The organism is Barnesiella sp. CU968, assembly GCF_905219685.1.
GTDB lineage: Bacteria > Bacteroidota > Bacteroidia > Bacteroidales > Muribaculaceae > Lepagella > Lepagella muris_A.
On record NZ_CAJMXD010000008.1, the window covers coordinates 1 to 22,261 of the forward strand.

Sequence of the window (22,261 nt, forward strand, 5' to 3'; positions counted from 1 at the left end):
TTGTCTGTCGCCACTGTCGACATCGTTCCCCGAACGGGAAGAATCGCACAAGGAGGGATCGGTCGACAGCCTGTACCGCAAGGCGGCTTCGCGCCACACCTACATGCGCACCGATGCAGTAAGCGAACTTGACAAACTCATATACATGGTCTTCGCCGACGAGCTGGAATATCTCCTCGAACTCAAAGACAGGGAGATAGGTGCCGGCAAACGAATCAAGCTGCAGACCACCAAACTCGACATTATCAAAAGGCTCTGGGAGCAGAACTTCCCCGGCAACAGGATAATGCGCAACAAAGGCTCCCTGATGTTCGCCACCCAGGCGGGAGATGACCTTATCACTGTATCCTCTCTCAGCCAGGGTGAGAAAACTGTGCTCTATTATATCGCCGCCGTGCTCTACGCCATGCCGGATGCGGTGATATTCATAGACTCTCCCTCGCTGTTCATCCACCCTTCGCTTATCTCGTCGCTTTGGGATTCAATCGAGTCGTTGCGCCCCGACTGCACGTTCGTATACGATTCCGTCGACATTGATTTCGTAAGTTCCCGCAACAACAGCACCTGTATATGGGTCAAAAGCTTCGATTCCAAACAGAGTGTATGGAACTACGAGATAATCCGCGACACGCCGCTCAACGAAGATATATTCCTTGAACTGGCAGGCAGCCGCAAGCCGGTGATTTTCATAGAGGGTGACACGCAGCACAGCATAGATTTCAAGCTCTATTCGCTCGTATTCCGCGACTGGAACGTGCGCCCTCTCGGCTCTTGCGACAAGGTTATAGAGACCACCCGCACGTTCAATGACCTAAAGAGCATGCATCATCTGCGCAGCCGCGGAATCGTTGACCGCGACAGGCGAACCGACATAGAAGTAGGTTATCTACGCAAGAAAGAAATCATGGTGCCGGAAGTGGCGGAAGTTGAAAACATCTTCCTCCTCGAAAGCGTTATCAGAGTGATGGCGCGCCGACGCGGACGCGATGCGGAAAAGATTGTGAGACGTGTGAAAAAAGAGGTGATACACACTTTTAAACAGAAAGCCGACCAGCAGGCTCTGCAACATGTCAGACACAAGGTAAAACGGGATGTTGAATGCAAGATCGACGCCCGCTTCTCCTGCATCACAGCACTTGAAACCCATCTTAAATCACTCGTATTCAAACTGGAACCGAGAAGAAACTACAACCGGCTCCGGGAGCAGTTCGCGGCAATGGTACGCGACAACGATTATGATGCCATACTCAAAGTATTCAACCACAAACCGATGCTTCCCGATTCGGGCGTGCATCAGCTTTTAGGCTACCGTTCGCGAGATGAATATGTAAACGGCGTGCTTGACGCGCTGAGGCAAGGCGGCAAAGACGCCGACACTCTACGCAATGCCGTAAGACATTGTCTTCTTGCAGACGATGACCAATTTGAAAATATAACCCGATAGATATGGAAAAGAAACTTGAGATTCTTCGCAATGACCCGTGGCTTGAGCCTTATGCCGAAGCCATAACAGGACGCCACGAAGACGTGATCCGAAAAATGGAGGAACTGACCGCAGAAACCGGCGGCTCTCTCTCCCAGTTCGCCAACGCTTATAAATATTTCGGTCTTCATCGTGAGAAAAACGGCGAATGGATCTTCCGTGAATACGCACCGAACGCGACACAGATATGGCTCATCGGGACATTCTCCGACTGGAAAGATGACGAGCGCTATTCACTCTCCCCTATCGGAGGAGGAGTCTGGGAAGCGCATTTCCCTGCCGATTTCATCCGGAACGGCGACCTTTATAAAATGAGAGTCGAATGGGAAGGCGGAAGCGGCGAGAGAATCCCGGCGTATGCAACACGAGTGGTACAGGATCCGGACACCCATATTTTCTCTGCAGAAGTCTACGCGCCGGAGATGCCTTACAAATTCAAGATAAAGAAATTCAATCCCGACACAAAACCTCTTCTTATTTATGAATGCCACATAGGCATGGCACAGGAAGAGGAGAAGGTCGGCACATACGAGGAGTTCCGCACCAAGACACTTCCCCGCATCGCTGCCGACGGATATAACGCGATCCAGATAATGGCGATCCAGGAACACCCGTATTACGGGTCTTTCGGATATCACGTCAGCAGCTTCTACGCCGCATCCTCCCGCTTCGGCACACCCGATGACCTCAAACGCCTTATCGATGACGCGCACCAAAGGGGAATAGCAGTGATAATGGACATCGTACATTCACATGCTGTGAAAAACGAAGTGGAAGGGCTGGGCAGACTCGATGGTTCTCATGACCTGTATTTCTATGGTGACTGGCGACGCGAACATCCGGCATGGGACTCGCTTTGCTTTGACTACGGCAAAAACTCCGTCATTCATTTCCTGCTGTCGAACTGCAAGTTCTGGCTTGAGGAATACAAATTCGACGGGTTCCGCTTCGACGGAGTCACATCAATGCTGTATTACAACCACGGTCTGGGAAAGGCTTTCGGAAGCTACGACGATTATTATGACGGAAACGAAGACATCAACGCCATCGTCTACCTTTCGCTTGCGAATATACTGATCCACGAAATCAATCCCAAGGCAATCACAATTGCTGAAGAGATGAGCGGAATGCCAGGTCTCGCCGTGAAGTTTGAAGAAGGAGGCTTAGGGTTCGACTATCGCATGGCGATGGGCATACCGGATTACTGGATTAAAATGATCAAGGAGAAGAAAGACGAAGACTGGCATCCGACATCCATATTCTGGGAGCTGACGAACCGGCGTGCCGACGAGAAGACGATTTCCTACTGTGAAAGCCATGACCAGGCACTCGTAGGTGACAAGACAATCATTTTCCGCCTTATCGACAAGGAGATGTACTGGCACATGATGGCTGACGACACCGACGGCACAGTAGGTCGCGGAATGGCGTTGCATAAAATGATACGACTCGTGACTTTGGCTTCCATCAACGGCGGATATCTCAATTTCATGGGAAATGAGTTCGGACATCCAGAATGGATCGACTTCCCACGTGAAGGAAACGGATGGAGCTACAAATACGCACGCAGACAGTGGGATCTTGTGGACCGTGAAGATCTGAAATACAAATATCTCAACGCATTCGACAATGCGATGGTGGAACTTGTCTCGAAACATTTTAATTTCCAGGCACTGCCGGTGGAAAAGCTCTGGGAGAAAGATGACGACCAAGTGCTTGCTTTCCGCCGCGGCGAGCTGATATTCGTGTTCAACTGGAGTCCTGTAAAATCTTTCAGCGATTACGGATTCCTCGCTCCTGCCGGAGAATACGAAGTCGTGCTTGACAGCGATGCCGCGGGGTTCGGAGGCTTCGGCAATATCGATGACTCGATACACCACTTCACACAACCCGACCCCTTGTATTCACCTTCAGGGAAAGGGTGGCTCAAGCTCTATCTGCCCGCAAGAACAGCGCAGGTGCTCAGAATGGTAAAAAACAAACCTGCAGGAACAAGGAAGACAACAAAGGCAACAAAAAAAGAGACTGCCGCAGCTACAAAGAAAACGGCGGCAAGAAAGAAAAGTGAAAAATGAAAAAAATAATCATAGCAATCGACGGGTATTCATCGTCAGGCAAATCCACTATGGCGCGTGATCTTGCGCGCCGTATCGGATATGTATATGTAGATTCCGGAGCGATGTACCGTGCCGTAACATTATATGCGATACGACACGGCATCGCCGATACAGACAGCGGTGTGGACACCGAGACTCTTGTAAGATCTCTTCCCGAAATCGGAATTTCATTCACACCTGCCGGAGCTGACGGCACACAGCATACACTGCTCAACGGAGAGGATGTGGAGAAAGAGATACGCGACATGAAGGTCAGTTCTCTTGTAAGTCCGGTTGCCGTGATTCCGGAAGTGCGTCACAGACTTACCGCCATACAACAGGAATATGGCAGAGACAAAGGGATCGTGATGGACGGACGAGACATTGGAACCACAGTTTTCCCCGACGCCGAGATGAAAGTGTTCGTAAACGCCTCGGCAGAGGAACGGGCTCGCCGTCGCGTCAAGGAACTGACGGAGAAAGGAGAAAAAGTCACATATGAGGAGGTGCTCGAAAATATTAAAGAGCGGGATCATATCGACACCACAAGAAAAGAATCACCTCTGCGGAAGGCGGATGATGCAGTTCTCCTTGACAATGACAACATGACGATCCCACAACAGATGGACTGGCTGCTTAGACTGTATGAGGATAGAAGTAGATGACAATTCGGGGTTCTGTTTCGGTGTCGTCACCGCGATAGAGAAAGCCGAAGAACAGCTTGAGAAGTCCGGGACTCTGTATTGCCTGGGTGATATCGTGCACAACGCCTCGGAAGTTGAACGTCTCCGCGTGCGCGGTCTGATGACAATCACGCATGCGGAACTCAGGACACTGAAAGATGCCACGGTGCTGCTGAGGGCTCACGGAGAGCCGCCTTCAACCTATTCTGTTGCCGAAGAGAACAACATCCGGGTCATAGACGCCACATGCCCCGTGGTGCTTCAGCTGCAACGACGCATCAAGGAGGCGTATGCGGAAAACCTTCGCCGCCGTGAATCGGGCGAGATGACCGAAATGCCTCTTATTCTTATCTACGGCAAAGAGGGGCACGCAGAAGTCAACGGTCTTGTAGGGCAGACAAACGGAGAAGCGATAGTGATACAGAATGCCGACGATCTCGATTCCATAGATCTTTCGCGTGATATTCTGCTTTATTCACAGACAACAAAATCTCTCGACGGTTTCCGTCATATAGTTGAAGAAATCAAAGCGAGAAAACAGACCGGAGGTTTCGAATATTTCGACACTATATGCCGGCAAGTCGCCAACCGTCTCTCCAAGCTACGCGAGTTCGCCGCATCCCATGATGCCATTGTCTTTGTCAGCGGAGCCAAAAGTTCCAACGGCAAGGTACTTTTCGAGGAATGCCGCAAAGTAAACACGAGGTCATATCTCGTGAGTGACGGTTCAGGGCTGGACATGAGTCTTCTTGAGGGTGCGGACTCGATAGGGATATGCGGAGCCACATCTACCCCGCGCTGGCTGATGGCAGACATTGCTGAACTTATCAAAAACAATCTCGAAAAAGAATCCTGAACATGTTCGGACAGATAGATGAATATTACATGAGAATTGCACTTGCCGAGGCAGCAGAGGCATATGAGGCGGGAGAAATCCCAATCGGGGCGGTGATAACCGTAAACGGCAAGATAATTGCCCGGGCGCACAACCGCACGGAGGCTCTGAACGATGTGACCGCTCACGCGGAAATGCAGGCGATCACTTCGGCTGCGGAGTATCTGGGCGGGAAATATCTACCCGACTGCACGCTCTACGTCACGGTGGAGCCATGCCCCATGTGTGCCGGCGCACTGGGCTGGAGCCAGATAGGCCGTATCGTATATGGCGCGGCTGATACAAAACGCGGTTTCTTCTCCTACTATTCACCCGGACGTTCACCGATACATCCGAAAACTGAAATAACATCTGGTGTTCTTGAGGATGAATGCCGGGAACTGATGCAGACATTTTTCAAGAAATTGCGCAGATGATCTTAGGAACTGTTTTATCTTAATGGACTTATCTGAATCTTAATGAACTTTAGAGACAGAATAAAAGGGGCGTTTTTCGGCATAGCGCTTGGAGACGCGCTCGGACTCGGAACTGAATTCATGTCTGCCGAGGAAGTAAAATATTATTATCCCGGGGGGTTGAGACACTTCTCGCAGATTATACGCGATGGTCACAGATGCTTGTGGAAACGCGGAGAATGGACCAACGACACTCATATCGTGGTCATGCTTGCCGAATCTATAATGGAGAAAGGAAAACTGCATCTGAATGATTTCGCGGCAAGACTGAAAAAATGGGGCACGGAGAATCCGGCAGACATGACGGATTTCTACCACTCCCTTTTTGCGAATGAGGACTGGGCGGAGCACCCGAAGGAGGTGACACACAGAATATGGAAAAACAACGGTGTATACAGGGCATCGAACGAAGCTTTGCTGCGTGCTGTGATAATCGGGATGCTGGGAAATCCCCATCTGACAGACAATGCCGTGGATATTTCCGCAATCACTCATGACGACACACGTTGCAGCGCATGCAGCGCGATCATAGCAGTCATGGCAGACTCCCTCCTGTGCACCGGGAAGCCAGCCGATTACGCGCAACTGGTGGAAATCGCAAACATGATAGATCCGCGCACCCTCAAATATCTTGAGATAGCGCATGAGGGAGAGTTTGAGGATTTGGAGATTGATGACGAGAATTCCTTGTGGTTCGCAAGAAAGACGATGGCTTCCGCGCTGTGGGCGATATGGCATTGCAATTCCGCCGAGGAAGTGCTGTACCGTATCGTAGATGCCGGAGGTGACGCCGACACCAACGCCGCGCTTGCCATGGGACTCGCCGGACTTCAACACGGTTACGCCGCGCTTCCGGATATTGTCAACGACCTTATCGATTACAAAAGAATGGAAGATGTGTCTTCCCGCTTCATAAACTATATAGAAAATAACTGTAAATGAGCCGCAAAGCAAAAGCTTGGATAGAGGCAATGAGACTCCGGACACTCCCGGTTTCCGTTGCAGGCGTCGTTGCCGGCGGGGGATGCGCAGCATACTACCATTGCTTCAGACCGCTTCCGTTTACCATAAGCCTTCTCTTCGCCGTCATGGCGCAGATTGCATCAAATTTCGCCAACGAATACTTCGATTTCAAGAATGGACTCGACCGAAAGGGACGCGAAGGTTTCCGTCGGGGTGTGACCGAAGGTGATATTTCGCCTCGCGCCATGCTTGCCGCTACTTTCGCATTGCTGGCATTCGCATGTGCCGTAGGATGTACGCTCATCATCTGGGGCGGCTGGTGGCTTATTGCCGCAGGGGCGGCAATAGCTGTCTTCGCGATGGCATATTCGGCTGGCCCTTTGCCTCTGTCACACCACGGTCTCGGAGAAGTGGCGGTGATTATCTTTTTCGGCATAGTGCCGGTTACTCTGACGGCTTATGTGCAGGCTCAGTCATGGATGACACTGCCTGTAGCGCTTCCGGTGTCGGTGGCAATAGGACTGATGGGAGCAAATGTGCTTATCGTAAACAACTACCGTGACGCCGATGACGACAGGGCTGTCAACAAAAAGACAACAGCCGTGATTTTTGGAAGAGGAGTCATGGGGAAGGTATATTTCATCAACGGAATAATCGCTACGGTGCTCATCGTTATTGCCACTATCTCACGAATGCCTTTGGTCTGGCAGGCAGGCGCGCTGCTCTATGCCAACCTGCACTATATGCTATGGGTGAAACTGACTCATCTCGAAGGTTCTCAGCTGAATCCCGTGCTCGGACAGACGGCGATGCTGATGTTCGCACTGTCGTTGTGGCTGACTCTGGCTTTAGGCATAAACGCCTTGTGACCATGAAACCGGCAAAACACGATTATATGTTTAGACGCTGTTTAAAAATCTGATATAATTATGCCCGAACAACAACAAAAATATAAGAAAAGACCCGCATACGAACCGATCCGCCAGGATCCCACCGGAAAACTTCCTCCTCGCGACACGGACCTTGAAGAGGTTGTGATAGGTGCCCTTATGCTTGAGAAGGACGCATACATGAACGTAAGTGACATTCTCACACCTGACGCTTTCTACGATCCTGTCAACGCCAAGATATATGACGCGATATGCACGCTCGGTTTCAACCAGCGTCCCATCGACATGATGACCGTGACAGAACAGCTTCGCCAGAACGGCGAGCTTGAGAATGTAGGCGGCGCGGTGCATATAACGGAACTTACCGCACGCGTCTATTCGGCGGCAAATATCGAATATCACGCCAAGATAATTGCTCAGAAATATCTTGCGAGACGCCTTATATCCTTTGCCTCGAAAATCGAAGCTGACGCTTTCGACGAGAGCAATGACGTCGATGATCTCCTGCAGGCGGCGGAAGGACAGCTTTTTGAGATCTCCCAGACTCACCTTAAGAGAGAAGTCACACAGATCGACCCGGTCATCAACCTTGCCATAGAACAGATACAGACAGCCGCCAATGCCGAAAGCGGACTCTCCGGACTTCAGACAGGATACCACGGTCTCGACAAGATGACTTCAGGATGGCAGGCGTCAGACCTTATCATCATCGCCGCACGTCCGGCAATGGGTAAGACCGCGTTTGTGCTCTCGATGGCAAAAAACATGTCGGTAGACTACAGCATTCCGATTGCCATATTCACCCTTGAGATGGCTAATGTGCAACTTCTTAAACGTTTGCTCAGTAACGTGGCGGACCTTGAGGGTGAGAAAATCAAAGCAGGTAACCTTACCGACGAGGAATGGAATCGCCTGAACACACGTCTCCGTGGAGTCTATGGCGCACCACTCTATCTTGACGAGACGCCGGGACTCTCAATAACCGAGCTGCGCACCAAGGCAAGAAGACTCGTAAGGGAACACGGTGTGAAAATGATAATGATCGACTACCTCCAGCTTATGAACGCCACCGGCATGAAATTCGGAAGCCGCGAGCAGGAGGTGTCCACAATATCCCGATCTCTGAAGGCACTCGCCAAGGAGCTTAATATACCGATTATCGCACTCTCGCAGCTTAACCGAAGCACAGAAACACGCGAAGACAAACGCCCTGTACTCTCAGACCTCCGTGAATCCGGAGCCATCGAGCAGGATGCGGATATGGTATGCTTTATCCACCGTCCGGAATATTACACAAGAAGCACGGAAGATGCCGAAGGAAACGACATCCGAGGCAAGGCGGAGCTTATCATCGCCAAGCACCGAAGCGGTGCGGTTGGTACTGTCGACCTCCGTTTCGTATCTAAATTCGCAAGATTCGAAAACTGGGAGGAGGGTTATCAGATGATGCGCGAGACTCTTGACGAGGTAAACACCACGCGCCGTCTCGAATCAAGAATGAATTCCGAATCGAATGAAGAAAAACCGGGGGGAGACTCTTTCGGCACCGACGGCTTTACATTCGGACCCTCTTCCGGCAATTCATTCTCTTCACCGATGCCCGACATAATGCCGGGACCGGGAGAAAGTCCGGTGCCATTCTGACAGATACCGGTCGACTTAACGACACTTGCAGGTCATTTCAAGGCGGAGTCAGTCATTTCAAGGCGGAAGAGAGGATATGCTCAAGATCCATCGGGGAGATTTTCACGCTGAGCGAGCCATCGCGGGCAACGGAGATCCCCCCTGTCTCTTCGCTGACTATGACACAGATGGCATCAGTGACCTGACTCATACCCAAAGCCGCACGATGACGCAGACCGAGGCTCTTCGGAATATTCATGTCGTGGCTCACCGGAAGGATGCAGCCTACTGACTTGATGCGACGGTCGGCTATTATCATCGCACCGTCGTGCAGCGGTGAGTTCTTGAAAAAGATGTTCTCTATCAGACGCACGTTGATATCCGCGTCGATAATATCGCCGGTGTTCTCATAATCCGCAAGAGGCACCTTGCGCTGGAAAACAATCAACGCGCCTGTCTTCGATTTCGCCATAGACATGCAGGCATAGACAACACTCATAACACGCGAATGCTCCTGCTCCTCGTTATCCTCATGATGACGGAACAACTTCCGGAACACTGTCCATCTTCCACGGCTGCCGATATCTATAAGGAAACGTTTGATCTGATCCTGAAACAGAATCACAAGAACAATGAGACCTATGCTCATGAACTTGTCGACTATTGTGCCGGTGAGGCGCATGTTGAATATCTCGAAAGAGATCACCCAGATGGCGATAAAGGCAAGAACGCCATAGAAGAGCGACAGTGTGCCGCTGTTTTTCATCAGCCTGTAGAGATAGTAGAGCATCAGCGCCACTATCAATATATCAACTATATCCTTGATTCCGAAAGAAAGCATTATTTATCGTTTTTTAGCAGTTCCATGAGCTTCACAGTCTCTACGGCATTGCGGACATCATGCACACGCAGAATGTCCGCGCCATTGAGCAAGGCAACCGTGTTGAGTGCCGTTGTGCCGTTGGCAGCCTCCGTCGGCGTGATACCCAAAGGCTTCCATATCATGGTTTTCCTTGAGATTCCGGCAAGCACGGGAGCACCGGTAATCCGGAACTCGCGAAGATCGACAAGAAGACGGTAATTCTGCTCCACGGTCTTGGCAAATCCGAAACCGGGGTCTATTATCACATCCGACACACCTTTCGAACGCAGCTCGGAAATCCTGAACGCAAGATCTGTCAATGTGTCTGCAGAAACATCATTGTAATCGGTCAGAGTTCCCATTGTCTTCGGCGTTCCCCGCATATGCATCAGGACATATGCCACCCTCAGATCAGCCACAGTGTCCCACATCGCCGGGTCAAGAGTGCCGCCTCCAATATCATTGACAATACTGACTCCCCACTCCTCGACACAGCGCCGTGCAACCTCGGCGCGGAAAGTATCCACCGACACTATAGCCTCCTGCCAGACGGAACGAACGACCTCAAGACCGGAGGCAAGACGGGAGTATTCCTCTTCCGGCGAGACTTCTTCCGCTCCGGGACGCGAAGAATAACCTCCGATATCCAGAATGTCCGCACCCTGCTCACGCATGCCTGCCACGCGTTCCGCAATCGCCTTGCTGCCCGAAACACGGCTGCCGCTGTAGAAGCTGTCGGGAGTCACGTTCAAAATTCCCATCACTTTCGGCACGTCAAAAGAAAGCAGACGCCCCCCTGCATTTATTGAAGGTGTTATATGCGGATTCATTGATTTATTCCTCTTAAATTTATTCTGTTTCCTCACTTTCACTTTGCACATCCGGCAGGTCCTATGCCTATTTGGCAACTCATTGCCGAGAGACATACATAATGATCAGTCTCCGATATCAGAAGTCCGGACAGAAACTTTAGCGAAATTAACAAAAAACTTTCATAATTAAAAAATAAGTTGTAATTTTGCAGTCGGTTTTGCAATCTCTGATAAGACGGGATAAAGAATAACCCTGCAAAGGGTTGTTTCAAGGGGTTGTCCCCCGCTTCCCTGAAAGAAGCTTATTTATATTGCAAATAATTTAAACGTCATAACAAAAATGGATTTAATCAAAATTGCAGAGGAGGCATTTGCCACTCCCAAGAAAGAATTCGACTCATTCGGTCCCGGCGACACAGTGACTGTGGCATATCGTATCAAAGAGGGTAACAAGGAGCGTATCCAGCAGTATCGCGGTGTCGTGATCAAAATCAACGGCCAGGGCGACAAGAAGCGTTTCACTGTACGCAAGATTTCAGACGGTATCGGCGTTGAGCGTATCTTCCCGATGGAATCTCCTTTCATCGAGTCAATCACAGTTATGAAATACGGCAAAGTGCGCCGTGCCAAACTTTATTACCTCCGCAACCTCACAGGTAAGAAAGCACGCATCAAAGAGCGCTATGTCAAGAAAAACAAGGAGAACAACTAATTTTCTCCCCAGCAAAAAAAACGAATATGCAACCCGTCCTTTTTCAGGGCGGGTTGTTATTTTGAGAAAAAATAGCTAATTTTGCGTTATATCTCAAGGAGGGTTCTCATACTCTCCCGTCATGCCCGCATATGGGCCGGAAAGTAAGAAAAGAAAACTATATATCATGTCTAAAAAAGCATTACTGATTATCCTCGACGGATACGGCATCGGTGACCACAAGAAAGACGATGTCATCTTCAACACTCCCACTCCCTACATGGACAGCATCGTGGCTGAATATCCCCATTCCCAGCTTCAGGCAAGCGGAGAAAACGTAGGTCTGCCTGACGGACAGATGGGCAACTCCGAGGTCGGACACCTCAACATCGGTGCAGGACGCGTGGTCTATCAGGATCTCGTAAAAATCAACCGCGCCATAGCAGACGGTTCATTCGCAGAGAATCAGGAAATCAAGAACGCATTCACATATGCCCAGAAAAACGGTGTGCCTATCCACTTCATGGGTCTGGCATCTGCCGGCGGCGTGCATTCCTCTTTAGGTCATCTCTACGCTCTTTGCGACACAGCAAAGGCTTATGGTCTGGACAAGGTGTTCATCCACGCCTTCATGGACGGTCGTGACACTGACCCCAAAAGCGGTGCAGGATTCCTTCAGGAAATCCAGGATCACTGCAAACAAAGCACCGGAACAATCGCGAGTGTCGTGGGCCGCTACTACGCAATGGACCGTGACCACCGCTGGGAACGCATAAAAGACGCCTACAACCTGCTCGTTTACGGTGAAGGTAAACACGCCGACAATATGGTCAAGGCTGTTGAGGAATCATACGCAGAGGGAGTTACCGACGAATTTATCAAGCCTATAGTCAACGACCGTGTAGACGGCCGCATAGGCGCAGGACATGTGGTGATTTTCTTCAATTACCGCAATGACCGCGCAAAGGAACTTACCACAGTGCTCACCCAGCATTCCGAAGACGGAATGAATCCGATACCGGATCTTCAGTATTACTGCATGACTCCCTATGACGATTCTTTCAAAGGTGTGCATATCCTCTTCACCAAATCGGATGTGCCAGACACTTTGGGTGAATTCCTTTCAAGAGAAGGAAAGAAACAGCTTCACATAGCGGAGACTGAAAAATACGCACACGTTACATTCTTCTTCAACGGAGGCAAGGAGGAACCGTTCCCCGGCGAAGACCGCATTCTTGTGCCCTCGCCGAAGGTCGCCACCTATGACCTGCAGCCGGAAATGAGCGCGCCGGAAGTGACCGACAAACTCGTAGAGCAGATCGACAGCGAGAAATACGACTTTATCGTCGTGAACTTCGCCAACGGCGATATGGTGGGACACACAGGTGTGTATTCAGCTATCGAGAAAGCGATCGCCACTCTCGACAAATGCGTTGAGAAAACAGTGGAAGCAGCCAAGAGACATGGCTATGAGACCGTCATTATCGCTGACCACGGCAACGCCGACCACGCTCTCAACGAAGACGGCTCCCCGAACACGGCACACTCTCTGAACCCAGTGCCTTTCATCTACATCGGCTCACACAAAGACGCCAAGGTGAAAAACGGCATTCTGGCAGACGTGGCTCCATCTCTGCTCAAACTCATGGAACTTCCCCAGCCTAAAGACATGACCGGAGAAGACTTGATCTCATATTAAACCCAGAACTTGATTCAATAATATTTAAGGTCTTTAAGGTCTCTAAAAGTCCTTAAAGACCTTAAAGTCTTTAAAGACCCTAAAGTCCTTAAAGTCCCTAAAGACCCTAAAGTCCCTAAAGTCCTTAAAGACCCTAAAGTCCTTAAAGACCCTAAAGACCTTAAAGACCTTGCTTTGTTGACAATCAGGTTATTTGCGGCGTTTGCCTTTGCCGCGACCTTTTGGTTTGGAGGGTTCGTTGCGCTTGCCGGGTTTGCGCTGTTCGAGGGGACGGTTCGGGTTGCCGCTGTCGGAGATCAGCGCGAAGTCGAGCTGCTTGCGGTCCAGGTCCGCCCTCGCCACCTGCACCTTCACCATGTCGCCAAGGGTGTATACATTACCGTGGCGACGCCCTTTCAGGCAGTAGCTCTTCTCGTCATAGTCGTAATAATCGTCGGCAAGGTCACGCACAGGCACAAGCCCTTCGCACATCGAATCGGTAAGCTCCACATAGAAACCCCACTCGGTCACGCCGGAAATCACCCCGTCATATATCTCGCCCAGACGGTCCTGCATGAATTCCACCTGCTTGTAACGTATCGAGGCGCGCTCGGCGTTGGCGGCAAGCTGCTCCATATCGGAGGAGTGCCGGCATTCATCCTCTAATTTCAACTTGTCGACACTTCTGCCTCCGTCGGCATACTTGGCGAGCAAGCGGTGCACCATCATGTCGGGATAACGGCGTATCGGCGATGTGAAGTGCGTGTAATAATCCATCGCCAGACCGTAATGACCCACGTTGTCGGTGGTGTAGACAGCCTTCGCCATAGAGCGTATCGCAAGGATCGAGAGCATGTTCTCCTCCCCTTTCCCTTTCACGTCCTTGAGCAGGCGGTTCACACTCTTGTTGATCTCCTTGGCGCGCCCCTCTGTAGCCACCTTATATCCGAAACGGGAGGCGATAAGAGCCAGATTACCGATTTTCTCGGGATTAGGATTTTCGTGTATGCGGTAAACGAACGATTTCGCTTTCTTCCCTTTCGCCACTTTCCCTATGGATTCAGCCACGGTCAGGTTCGCGAGCAGCATGAATTCCTCGATAAGCTTGTTAGCGTCTTTCGATTCCTTGAAATAGACACTTACCGGTTTTCCGGTCTCATCGATCTCGAAACGCACTTCGGCACGGTCGAATTCAAGAGCGCCTGCATCATAGCGGCGGCGGCGAAGCTGTCTGGCAAGCTCGTTGAGCACACATATCTCGCGTGGGAAGTTCCTGCGACCGTCGGCATCGGTTTCCTCCACCTTCTCTCCGGCGGCGACTCGCTCTATTATCTCCTGCGCCTCTTCGTATGTTAAACGACGGTCGCTGCGGATCGCGGTACGTCCTATGCGGCTGTTGACCACATTCGCCTTGGAATCGAGTTCAAAGATAGCGGAGAAAGTCAGTTTCTCCTCATCGGGACGCAGAGAGCATATGCCGTTCGAGAGCCTCTCGGGAAGCATGGGGATAGTGCGATCCACAAGATAGACGCTTGTGGCGCGTTTCTGAGCCTCTTTGTCTATCACCGAGCCGGGACGCACATAATGCGTGACATCGGCGATGTGCACGCCGACCTCCCAGTTGCCGTTGGCAAGCTGACGGATGGAGAGAGCATCATCGAAGTCTTTTGCGTCACGCGGGTCTATGGTGAAAGTGGTGACATTGCGGAAGTCCTCGCGCTTCGCCACCTCTTCGGGTGTTATGCCGGCATCGATCTTATCGGCGGCTTTCTCCACATTCTCAGGATATTTGTACGGAAGACCGAATTCTGCGAGAATGGCATGCATCTCAGCGGTGTTCTCCCCTTTCCTGCCGAGGATGTCGACCACTTCGCCGCGCGGATTCATCTCGTCGTCTTTCCAGCAGGTTATACGCGCTATCGCCTTGTCGCCCGACTTACCCCCTTTGAGCTTGTTGCGGGGTATTATTATGTCGGCGGCGAGGAATTTTGAATCAGTCACGAGCGCCGAATATGTCTTGTCTACTTTCAGCGTACCGATGAAGACCTGGTCTTTTGCCTCAAGAATCTCGATGACCTGCGCCTCGGGGTCGCGTCCGGCACGTGCGGCGGATACCATCACGCGCACCTTGTCTCCGTTGAGGGCATGCATCGAGTTACGCTCAGCGACCATGATCTGCTCGTCGTCGATGACAACGGCATTCTTGCCGTTGGAGCGGCGCACGAACACGCCGACATTTTCTGTTCCACGGTTGGAGAAAGCCTTGTATTTCCCAAGACCCACCTCCTGAATCTCCTCCGCGGCGACAAGCTCGTCGAGGAGATTGATTATATCGAGACGGCTTTGCGGATTGGTTGCCTCAATCGCGAAAGCGATCTGCTTGTAATTGAATGATTGTTTATTTTGTTTCAGCAGAAATTCCATTATTTTCTGCTGCAGTTCGCGCTTTTTCAACCGGCGCGCACCATTGTTTTTACTCTTTTTCATAACTTTGATACCTTAGTCGTTTTAAGCGGGTCGTTCGGGAGCATCCCCATCCATCCCTATACCGCCCCATTCAGCCCCATCTATACGGAATAAACGCCTTTACCCCCCTCAAAGTTACCAAATTTTCTTTAAAGAGCAATCATTTTATCCGACAATTCGCCATCAGCTATGGAATTTGCCACCACAACCGCTTTTGAGATATGGTCGCAGATATTCTCCGCACCTACAAGGCTGTCAATGCCGGCGTTATGAAGAGCGGCGCGAACGTTGTCTCGCACGCCGGATAGAACGATTCGTATTCCTTCACGGTGCGACGATTCGATAAGAAGCTGCAGGTTATGGAGACCGGTGGAGTCTATGAACGGCACCTTACGCATCCTGATTATCCGCACTTTCGGATTCTCCTGAAGACTGTGGCGCACTATCTCGTCGAATTTGGTGGCGGCGCCGAAGAAGAAAGGACCGTCGATCTCATATACCGAGACTCCAGGTCTGAGGTCGAGCACCTCATGCTGCGTCATGTCGGTATCGGCGGCGGCATCGAGCTGCTCGCCATAGACCTTGATGGTAGTGTTCTCGGTGATGCGTCGCAGGAAAACCACGACAGCCAGCAGCAAACCGATTTCTATGGCGATTGTAAGATTGAATATAACAGTCAGCAGGAATGTCACTACAAGCACCCATATATCCCCTTTGGGATCATGAGCCATCCCCACCACAGTGCGCCATCCGCTCATATTGTAGCTTACCATTATCAGCACAGCCGCCAGACAGGACATGGGCACATGATTGATAAGCGGCATCGCGAACATGAATACCGCAAGAAGCACCACGGCATGCACAATGCCGGCAACGGGAGTGCGGCCGCCGTTGGTGATGTTGGTCATGGTGCGGGCTATGGCGCCGGTTACAGGTATTCCTCCGAAAATCGGTACCACCACATTTGCCAGACCTTGTCCGATCAGCTCAGTGTTGCAGTTGGTGCGGTCCCCGGTACGTCCGTCCGCCACTGTCGCGCTCAAAAGGCTCTCAATGGCACCGAGCATCGCTATCGTGAATGCCGACGGCAGAAGGAGGTTGACCGATTCCATGTTCAAGCCGATCTTCGCTGCCTCCGGCAATTCGGGAGTCAGATTGCCGAAGCGGTCTCCGATTGTCTGGATGCCGGTAATGCCGAACACCTCGCGCATCACCCACACCACAACTGTGACAAGCACTATGGCGGTCAGGGCGCCGGGAATGCGCTTCGACACTTTCGGTGTCAGAATGATGATGAGAAGCGACAGCAGCCCGATCAGGAGCGTGGAGAGATCAATGGTGTTGAAATTGGCGATATATACCCGCCATTTTCCGATGAAATCACCGGGCACGGCTTCGTTGATGGTGAGTCCGAAGAAATCAGGCATCTGCGTGGAGAAGATAGTGAGCGCGATACCGGCGGTGAATCCCACAACAATCGGATAGGGAATGAACTTTATCACCGTGCCGAGCTTGAAGAAACCCATAAGCAGCAGTATACATCCCGCCATGAATGTCGCTATGGCAAGACCGGAAATGCCGTATAGCTGTATTATATTGTAGATGATAACGATAAACGCGCCTGTAGGACCGCCGATCTGCACAGAGTTGCCGCCGCACGCCGACACGATGAAACCGCCGATCACGGCTGTGATCAGACCAACCGTAGGACTCACACCGCTGGCGATGGCGAATGCGATGGCGAGAGGGAGGGCTACTATGCCCACAACGATACCGGCGACAAGGTCGCTTCTGAATTTTGCGGCGGAATAATTCTTGCACGCCGCGATTAATGCCGGATGAAAATCCGTCATACCTGATAATTTCATTTCTTTCTGTATTTACCTGTGAGGATGCAAAATTACAAAAAATATTCCAACCGCGAAAAAACGCGACAACCACCCTTTCGTCTCAATTCCCGACGGAAGGGTGGTCTGTCAATGATTATTTCGTTATTTTATCGTTTCAGATATCGGGCGATTCAGCGGGTTCGGGTGAAAGTCGCGACTCCCGGCCATGTCGGCACCGCCGCTTGCGTATTTTCTCCGGTGCAATTGAAATAGTCGTTGCTGATGAGCAAATATGTCACGGTCTGCGTCGGTGCTCCCGGAAGTTCGGCAAGTGAGTTGATGGTGCGGAATCGGCAACGCACCGTATGGTCGGTATTCTCCACGTAATTCCCCGCACCGTCCGTTATCAGATTATTATTGGCATCGGTCTTGTAGAGATATTCGGCATAGCTCACCGTCTTGCGGTATTTGATTCGCGGCACTTCATAAACTTCCGTTGTCGGGAAACCCGTCTGACCGGAAGTCACCACAAGTGTTCCAATCGGGTTATTCTCCATATTCTGCCGGTTGCTCTCGAGTATGAAGGTCAAAGGGAACATCGCCTCGGGCATACCGGCGGGAAGGTTGAAATAGACTGTAAAAGGCTGACCTGAAAGGGGACTGACAGTGCCCTGTCCGGCAGCCGATGTCGGACGGCCATTTTCCGAGCCGGGATATACCTCAATATCGGAATAGTCGTATGGCACATGTGCCACAAGTCTTATCTCGCGTCCCAGACCGTCGGCATCCACCACATAAAAACTCTGCTCCCTTGTTCCGGCTTCCGGTATCGGTTTAGGCGTAATCACCCGCTTCACCCACACTACGCCGTCGGCATCGGTGTATACCTCCGGAGCAGTTACCGAAGCTATCACGTCTCCGGCATTCAGACCGTTGGTATGAAGTTTCGCGTTGGTCGTCTCCGATGAGAAGCCACCCACGGGTGAATATCTGTAAAGGAACTCGACAGGCGTGGTATTGGTGAAGATGATATTCGTCTTGCTCACCTCCACGATATTCGCTCCGTCGGAAATCTGGAGCATATCGCGCGCATCCACATCGGCGGAGATATTGTTGTAGCTCACGCCAGAGATTGCCTCCGAAGCGGTAGACGCTCCGGGTGCAGAGACACCCGTCACGTTGATGTGGAAGTCATAGTTGCGGAGAATGTCATAATATTCCGTCATGCCGCTCTCTTCGTTAAGGCGCACAAGGTCTATCTTGTAATAGCATGTCTGCCAGGCATCGGTTGTCGTGGGGCGGTAATTACCCTGGAGAATCACGTAAGTGCGGCGTGTAGATTCAAACGGGTGCTCGTAGAGATATGCGTCGCGGGTCGACCATGCGGGGCGTCCGCCGTCGGCTACCGGGCTGAAATTCTCCTCAAGGTTACGGAAGCCGCAGTTCGCGGGCATGATGCCGCTGTATCCCTGCTGACCGCTTCCGTTGCCGGCAACAGCAAGGTAACCGAGCATAGTCCCTGCGTCATCAAACATCTGCGGGAACTCCTGTCTGCCCGAGTTATAGGGTGCGACTGTTCCGGATGTCGGCACATTCACCAGTTCGAAACCTGTAAGCTGGAAATTGGCAGTCGCTGTCGCTGCCACCTCCACCGAAACCTTGGCGAAATTACGCAATACGTTCACACCTGTCAGCTTCTGTTTTGCCTCATCGGTGAGCTGCGGTTTCATGTTTTTGTCGACGGTTCCGTAACCGTTGGGAAACTCCACGCGTCCCCAGTACGCCTGCGAATTGTCTCGCACCGAGAGGTTGGAGAAGACAACTGCCTCCGAGGCATATTTCGCATCGAGATGTTGCGGAGCTACCACGAAATGGAGCACACGCGGACTCTCTGTCATCAGCAGGTCATTGATTCTGAAATCCACTGTCGCGCCATTAGCCACATTCGTCTGCGTCAGCGTCTCCGCCTGATATATCTTCGTGAGGAATGTATTCGTAGGGTCGGAACCCTTCTCGAATTCAAACACGGTAAGTTTGAGATCGGCGGCGGGTGTGTCTCCGAACGCACGGGTGGCAAGTCTGGGCATGTCAGGGATGGCGATGCTCACTCTCACGCCCTCTTCCCCGCCGGCATCCGGCACATCCGGGCGCAGAGTCTCCTCCGAGCACGCTCCAAGCACCAGCGAAGCCGCAACCGCGATATATGTAGTCAGTCTTTTTATCATCTTCTTATCTTCTTCCGAAAAAACAATATTCAATATCAGTTCTGAGGATTCCGCATCGGCATGTCACCCCAAGTGAAGTCATAGCCTCCGCTTGAATTGTTCTGCAGCACATAGTTCGTCTCTTTCTCCCAATACCATTCATCATAGACGGCACGGACTGATCCAGAAGTTGTATTTGTCAATAATGTAATGGATCCTTTATCATCATCTTCTACTCTGACAAAACCTTGAGCAGTTAGATATGTAGCACCTTTTGTAAATAACGCGAGTTCGGGATAAGAAATGCTATAAAAAAGTTGAACCGACAGCTTGAAAAAGTTGTCGGTTCTTTTGGTAATTTCGTTGATATNTAGTAATTTAGAGGTACCAAACAATAAATACTATATCATGATTACCGAGAGTAAAGTTACTGAAATTTTTTGTATTGCGGACGATTTCTGCAAGGAATTTGAGGTCGAGATGGCAAAAAACACACTTCCGAGCTCCGCTGATGCCCCGAAAAGGCGCAGAAAGCGCATGATGTCGGATGCCGAGGTCATCACAATCCTGATCTGCTTCCACTTCAATTCGTACCGAAACTTCAAGCACTATTATCTGGGATGTGTGCGTATTCACTGGAAGCATTTGTTTCCACAGACATTCTCCTACAACCGCTTCGTTGAGGTCATGCCCCGGTCATTTGTGGCTTTGACCATGTTCCTGCGGCTCGCATGTTTCGGAGAGTGCACGGGAATAAGTTTTGTGGACAGNACCTGCATTCCNGTCATTCACAACAAGCGCCAGTTCAACATGAAAGTTTTCANGGATATCGCGGCCAAGGGTAAGAGTACGATGGGATGGTATGTAGGCTTCAAGCTGCATCTGCTATGTAACGAAAAAGGGGAACTGATCAACTTTGTACTGACACGCGCCAATGTGGACGACCGTAACGAGGATGTGATTGATACGCTGACTGACAATGTGTTCGGCAAACTTTACGCCGACAAGGGATATATATCGCAGTCCCTTTTCGGACATCTCTGGGATGACGGAATACATATTGTGACAGGCTTGCGCTCGAATATGAAACAACGTCTCATGCCGTTCTATGACAAGATGATGCTTCGTAAAAGGAGTATCATCGAATCCATAAACGATATGCTGAAGAATGTGGCGCAACTCGTCCACTCCCGTCATCGTAGTGTACACAACTTCCTCATGAACCTGCTTGCNGCAATGGGTGCGTATTGTTTCTTCGCCACAAAGCCGGGAGTGAACTTCGATTTTGAGGTGCCCGAGTCAAACGGGCAGCTTGCCCTCTGGGATTAGATTAAACCTATGCAAATAAATCGGGCGGCCTTGACAGGTCGCCCAATGCACTGTGTCCTTTAGCTTGGTTGTAAATTGAAGATTCTTATCCCGAACTCGCGTAAATAATAATGGTATAATTCCTTTTGTAGACAGCTTTACAATAAATTCCACTTCACTGTATGTAGGAACACGCCATCTTCCAGCCGGAAAACCTTGCTCCTGATAACTTGCACATCTTCTTCGGAGATTCTGAGTCGAAGTCCCATTATTACAAACACCATATGAAGATGCAACTCTAATTTTCGGAGCAATCATATTTCTTGTTGAACTCCCTTCCTGAGTTGGATAATACCATTGAAGTCTACGTTTCTGATTAGACTCGTTGTATAAAGCTTCAGCTTCTACTGCCCAGTCTTGTATCGTCGGGGAAGCTACAGCAGTAAGTTGTCCGGGATTTCCGACAAGATTATTATTCACATTTAGAGCACGTGGGTCACCTATTATATAACTTTCATAATTACCAGATAATGCCGTTAGATTTATGACATACATATTAGGGTTTTTATTAGTTGCATTGCTTGTTATACCATGAACACCTCCTAAGTCGGAACTATTTGTCCAATATGCCGGAATGAACCGTCCCGCAGGGGTATATTCTGGATTTACAAAAACATATCCAAAACTTGAAGAACTTAAAGGACTTGTCCTATATTCCCCTCCCGGATTCTTGTCAGCCTGAATATACATTGCAGGATATTGAACGACTGTAAAGGATGCCTTGAATTCCGGATTATCCTTATGGCGCAGTGTCACCTTGAATGTATACGGTGAATAAGCAGGTTCCGGTGAATCGCTTCTAAGATATTTTTGTATGGAATTCTGAATATTTGTCGTATCGGAAAGGTTTCGGTATCCCGTCTGGGGTACAATTATACCATCTTTATCCAGCGGTGTCCACACCTCAAGCTTATGCTTAAGGCTGAAACTATACTGTTTTGAATTGGGTGCTGTGGTTATGTTCTCGCTGTATTCCACCATCTTGATTCCATCCGGCGTTACAGAACGGTCTATCACCTCTTTGGATGTGGGGAAATACACAACAGTCCCCATTTCAGAATTTCCTGTCTCTGTAATATACGAGAACCGCTGGTATGTCATGGTTATGTCATCCACTTCCACCGGATGGGAGGAATAGAAGTTGAGCGTGAAATCTTCGGTGTTGTCCATGCGGTAGGTTGTGGGGCTGACCACGAGGTAGCGGTAGTCCTTGATGTTGACGTCGATGGTTTCGCGTGCCCAGTCGACCACGCGGTAGTTGCA

Annotated in this window: 18 protein-coding genes; 11 read left to right on the top strand and 7 right to left on the bottom strand. The window is 50.6% G+C overall.

Features of this window, described 5'->3' with window-relative positions; all coding sequences use genetic code 11:
* From JX312_RS00735 to dnaB, 8 genes are all read left to right on the top strand, one after another.
* The coding region (locus JX312_RS00735) for a DUF4435 domain-containing protein (RefSeq protein ID WP_204456561.1) at window positions 1-1,444 on the top strand (1,444 nt) is incomplete at its 5' end.
* Between the two features lie 2 nt (window positions 1,445-1,446).
* Window positions 1,447-3,558: an alpha amylase C-terminal domain-containing protein gene (locus tag JX312_RS00740; protein ID WP_124029974.1), complete on the top strand. Its 2,112-nt coding sequence runs from the start codon at window positions 1,447-1,449 to the stop codon at window positions 3,556-3,558.
* Window positions 3,555-4,244 carry a (d)CMP kinase gene (gene cmk / locus JX312_RS00745; protein ID WP_128707638.1) on the top strand — a complete coding sequence of 230 codons (690 nt, stop codon included), beginning with the start codon at window positions 3,555-3,557 and terminating at the stop codon, window positions 4,242-4,244. The genes JX312_RS00740 and cmk overlap by 4 nt, the downstream gene beginning before the upstream one ends.
* Entirely contained in the window at window positions 4,225-5,118 is an 894-nt protein-coding gene (locus JX312_RS00750) for a 4-hydroxy-3-methylbut-2-enyl diphosphate reductase (protein ID WP_128707637.1), read from the top strand. Before cmk ends, JX312_RS00750 begins: the two co-directional genes overlap by 20 nt.
* Before the next feature lie 2 nt (window positions 5,119-5,120).
* A complete protein-coding gene (locus tag JX312_RS00755) occupies window positions 5,121-5,573 on the top strand; it encodes a nucleoside deaminase (protein WP_128707636.1) in 453 nt (150 codons plus the stop codon).
* 42 nt (window positions 5,574-5,615) lie between these two features.
* Window positions 5,616-6,554 carry an ADP-ribosylglycohydrolase family protein gene (locus JX312_RS00760; protein ID WP_204456563.1) on the top strand — a complete coding sequence of 313 codons (939 nt, stop codon included), beginning with the start codon at window positions 5,616-5,618 and terminating at the stop codon, window positions 6,552-6,554.
* Window positions 6,551-7,444: a 1,4-dihydroxy-2-naphthoate octaprenyltransferase gene (gene menA, locus JX312_RS00765; RefSeq protein ID WP_172471141.1), complete on the top strand. Its 894-nt coding sequence runs from the start codon at window positions 6,551-6,553 to the stop codon at window positions 7,442-7,444. Before JX312_RS00760 ends, menA begins: the two co-directional genes overlap by 4 nt.
* Window positions 7,445-7,504: 60 nt before the next feature.
* Window positions 7,505-9,109, top strand: coding sequence for a replicative DNA helicase (gene dnaB, locus JX312_RS00770; protein ID WP_123406023.1), 1,605 nt, complete (start codon window positions 7,505-7,507; stop codon window positions 9,107-9,109).
* A gap of 52 nt (window positions 9,110-9,161) precedes the next feature.
* Here dnaB and cdaA read toward each other — a convergent pair whose 3' ends face one another.
* Together cdaA and folP are read right to left on the bottom strand one after the other, a co-directional pair.
* The gene (gene cdaA, locus JX312_RS00775; protein ID WP_123406021.1) at window positions 9,162-9,932 is read right to left on the bottom strand and encodes a diadenylate cyclase CdaA; all 771 of its coding nucleotides are present in this window, start codon (window positions 9,930-9,932) and stop codon (window positions 9,162-9,164) included.
* Window positions 9,929-10,780 carry a dihydropteroate synthase gene (gene folP, locus JX312_RS00780; protein WP_204456565.1) on the bottom strand — a complete coding sequence of 284 codons (852 nt, stop codon included), beginning with the start codon at window positions 10,778-10,780 and terminating at the stop codon, window positions 9,929-9,931. Before folP ends, cdaA begins: the two co-directional genes overlap by 4 nt.
* A gap of 322 nt (window positions 10,781-11,102) precedes the next feature.
* Between folP and rplS the strand changes: the two genes are divergently transcribed.
* Window positions 11,103-11,474 carry a 50S ribosomal protein L19 gene (gene rplS, locus JX312_RS00785; protein WP_123406020.1) on the top strand — a complete coding sequence of 124 codons (372 nt, stop codon included), beginning with the start codon at window positions 11,103-11,105 and terminating at the stop codon, window positions 11,472-11,474.
* A gap of 166 nt (window positions 11,475-11,640) precedes the next feature.
* Complete coding sequence (gpmI, locus tag JX312_RS00790; protein WP_204456567.1) at window positions 11,641-13,152, top strand: 2,3-bisphosphoglycerate-independent phosphoglycerate mutase; 1,512 nt, start codon at window positions 11,641-11,643, stop codon at window positions 13,150-13,152.
* Window positions 13,153-13,341: 189 nt separating this feature from the next.
* Here the strand turns inward: gpmI and rnr are convergent, their stop codons facing one another.
* The 4 genes from rnr to JX312_RS00810 all read right to left on the bottom strand — a co-directional run bounded on the left by rnr (window position 13,342) and on the right by JX312_RS00810 (window position 19,833).
* Complete coding sequence (gene rnr, locus JX312_RS00795) at window positions 13,342-15,618, bottom strand: ribonuclease R (protein WP_204456570.1); 2,277 nt, start codon at window positions 15,616-15,618, stop codon at window positions 13,342-13,344.
* A gap of 128 nt (window positions 15,619-15,746) precedes the next feature.
* Window positions 15,747-17,465, bottom strand: a complete 1,719-nt coding sequence (locus JX312_RS00800; protein ID WP_239653750.1) for a SulP family inorganic anion transporter — start codon at window positions 17,463-17,465, stop codon at window positions 15,747-15,749.
* 152 nt (window positions 17,466-17,617) lie between these two features.
* Window positions 17,618-19,651 (bottom strand): hypothetical protein, encoded by a 2,034-nt coding sequence (locus JX312_RS00805; protein ID WP_204456571.1) that lies wholly within the window; start codon window positions 19,649-19,651, stop codon window positions 17,618-17,620.
* Window positions 19,652-19,686: 35 nt separating this feature from the next.
* A complete protein-coding gene (locus tag JX312_RS00810; protein ID WP_204456573.1) occupies window positions 19,687-19,833 on the bottom strand; it encodes a hypothetical protein in 147 nt (48 codons plus the stop codon).
* A 205-nt stretch (window positions 19,834-20,038) separates the two neighbouring features.
* On the opposite strand from JX312_RS00810, the gene JX312_RS00815 reads away from it, so the two are divergent.
* Window positions 20,039-20,959: an IS982 family transposase gene (locus JX312_RS00815; RefSeq protein ID WP_204456574.1), complete on the top strand. Its 921-nt coding sequence runs from the start codon at window positions 20,039-20,041 to the stop codon at window positions 20,957-20,959.
* Here the strand turns inward: JX312_RS00815 and JX312_RS00820 are convergent.
* On the bottom strand, window positions 20,930-22,261 hold a 1,332-nt coding region (locus JX312_RS00820; protein ID WP_204456576.1), incomplete at its 5' end, for a hypothetical protein. The genes JX312_RS00815 and JX312_RS00820 overlap by 30 nt on opposite strands.

Excerpts from the sequence above, each read along its gene's own strand:
- folP (WP_204456565.1), bottom strand. The coding sequence starts at position 10,780 with ATGAATCCGCATATAACACCTTCAATAAATGCAGGGGGGCGTCTGCTT.
- rnr (WP_204456570.1), bottom strand. The coding sequence starts at position 15,618 with ATGAAAAAGAGTAAAAACAATGGTGCGCGCCGGTTGAAAAAGCGCGAA.
- gpmI (WP_204456567.1), top strand. The coding sequence starts at position 11,641 with ATGTCTAAAAAAGCATTACTGATTATCCTCGACGGATACGGCATCGGT.
- JX312_RS00740 (WP_124029974.1), top strand. The coding sequence starts at position 1,447 with ATGGAAAAGAAACTTGAGATTCTTCGCAATGACCCGTGGCTTGAGCCT.
- rplS (WP_123406020.1), top strand. The coding sequence starts at position 11,103 with ATGGATTTAATCAAAATTGCAGAGGAGGCATTTGCCACTCCCAAGAAA.
- JX312_RS00760 (WP_204456563.1), top strand. The coding sequence starts at position 5,616 with ATGAACTTTAGAGACAGAATAAAAGGGGCGTTTTTCGGCATAGCGCTT.
- JX312_RS00800 (WP_239653750.1), bottom strand. The coding sequence starts at position 17,465 with ATGAAATTATCAGGTATGACGGATTTTCATCCGGCATTAATCGCGGCG.
- JX312_RS00755 (WP_128707636.1), top strand. The coding sequence starts at position 5,121 with ATGTTCGGACAGATAGATGAATATTACATGAGAATTGCACTTGCCGAG.
- JX312_RS00750 (WP_128707637.1), top strand. The coding sequence starts at position 4,225 with ATGAGGATAGAAGTAGATGACAATTCGGGGTTCTGTTTCGGTGTCGTC.
- JX312_RS00805 (WP_204456571.1), bottom strand. The coding sequence starts at position 19,651 with ATGATAAAAAGACTGACTACATATATCGCGGTTGCGGCTTCGCTGGTG.
- dnaB (WP_123406023.1), top strand. The coding sequence starts at position 7,505 with ATGCCCGAACAACAACAAAAATATAAGAAAAGACCCGCATACGAACCG.
- menA (WP_172471141.1), top strand. The coding sequence starts at position 6,551 with ATGAGCCGCAAAGCAAAAGCTTGGATAGAGGCAATGAGACTCCGGACA.
- cmk (WP_128707638.1), top strand. The coding sequence starts at position 3,555 with ATGAAAAAAATAATCATAGCAATCGACGGGTATTCATCGTCAGGCAAA.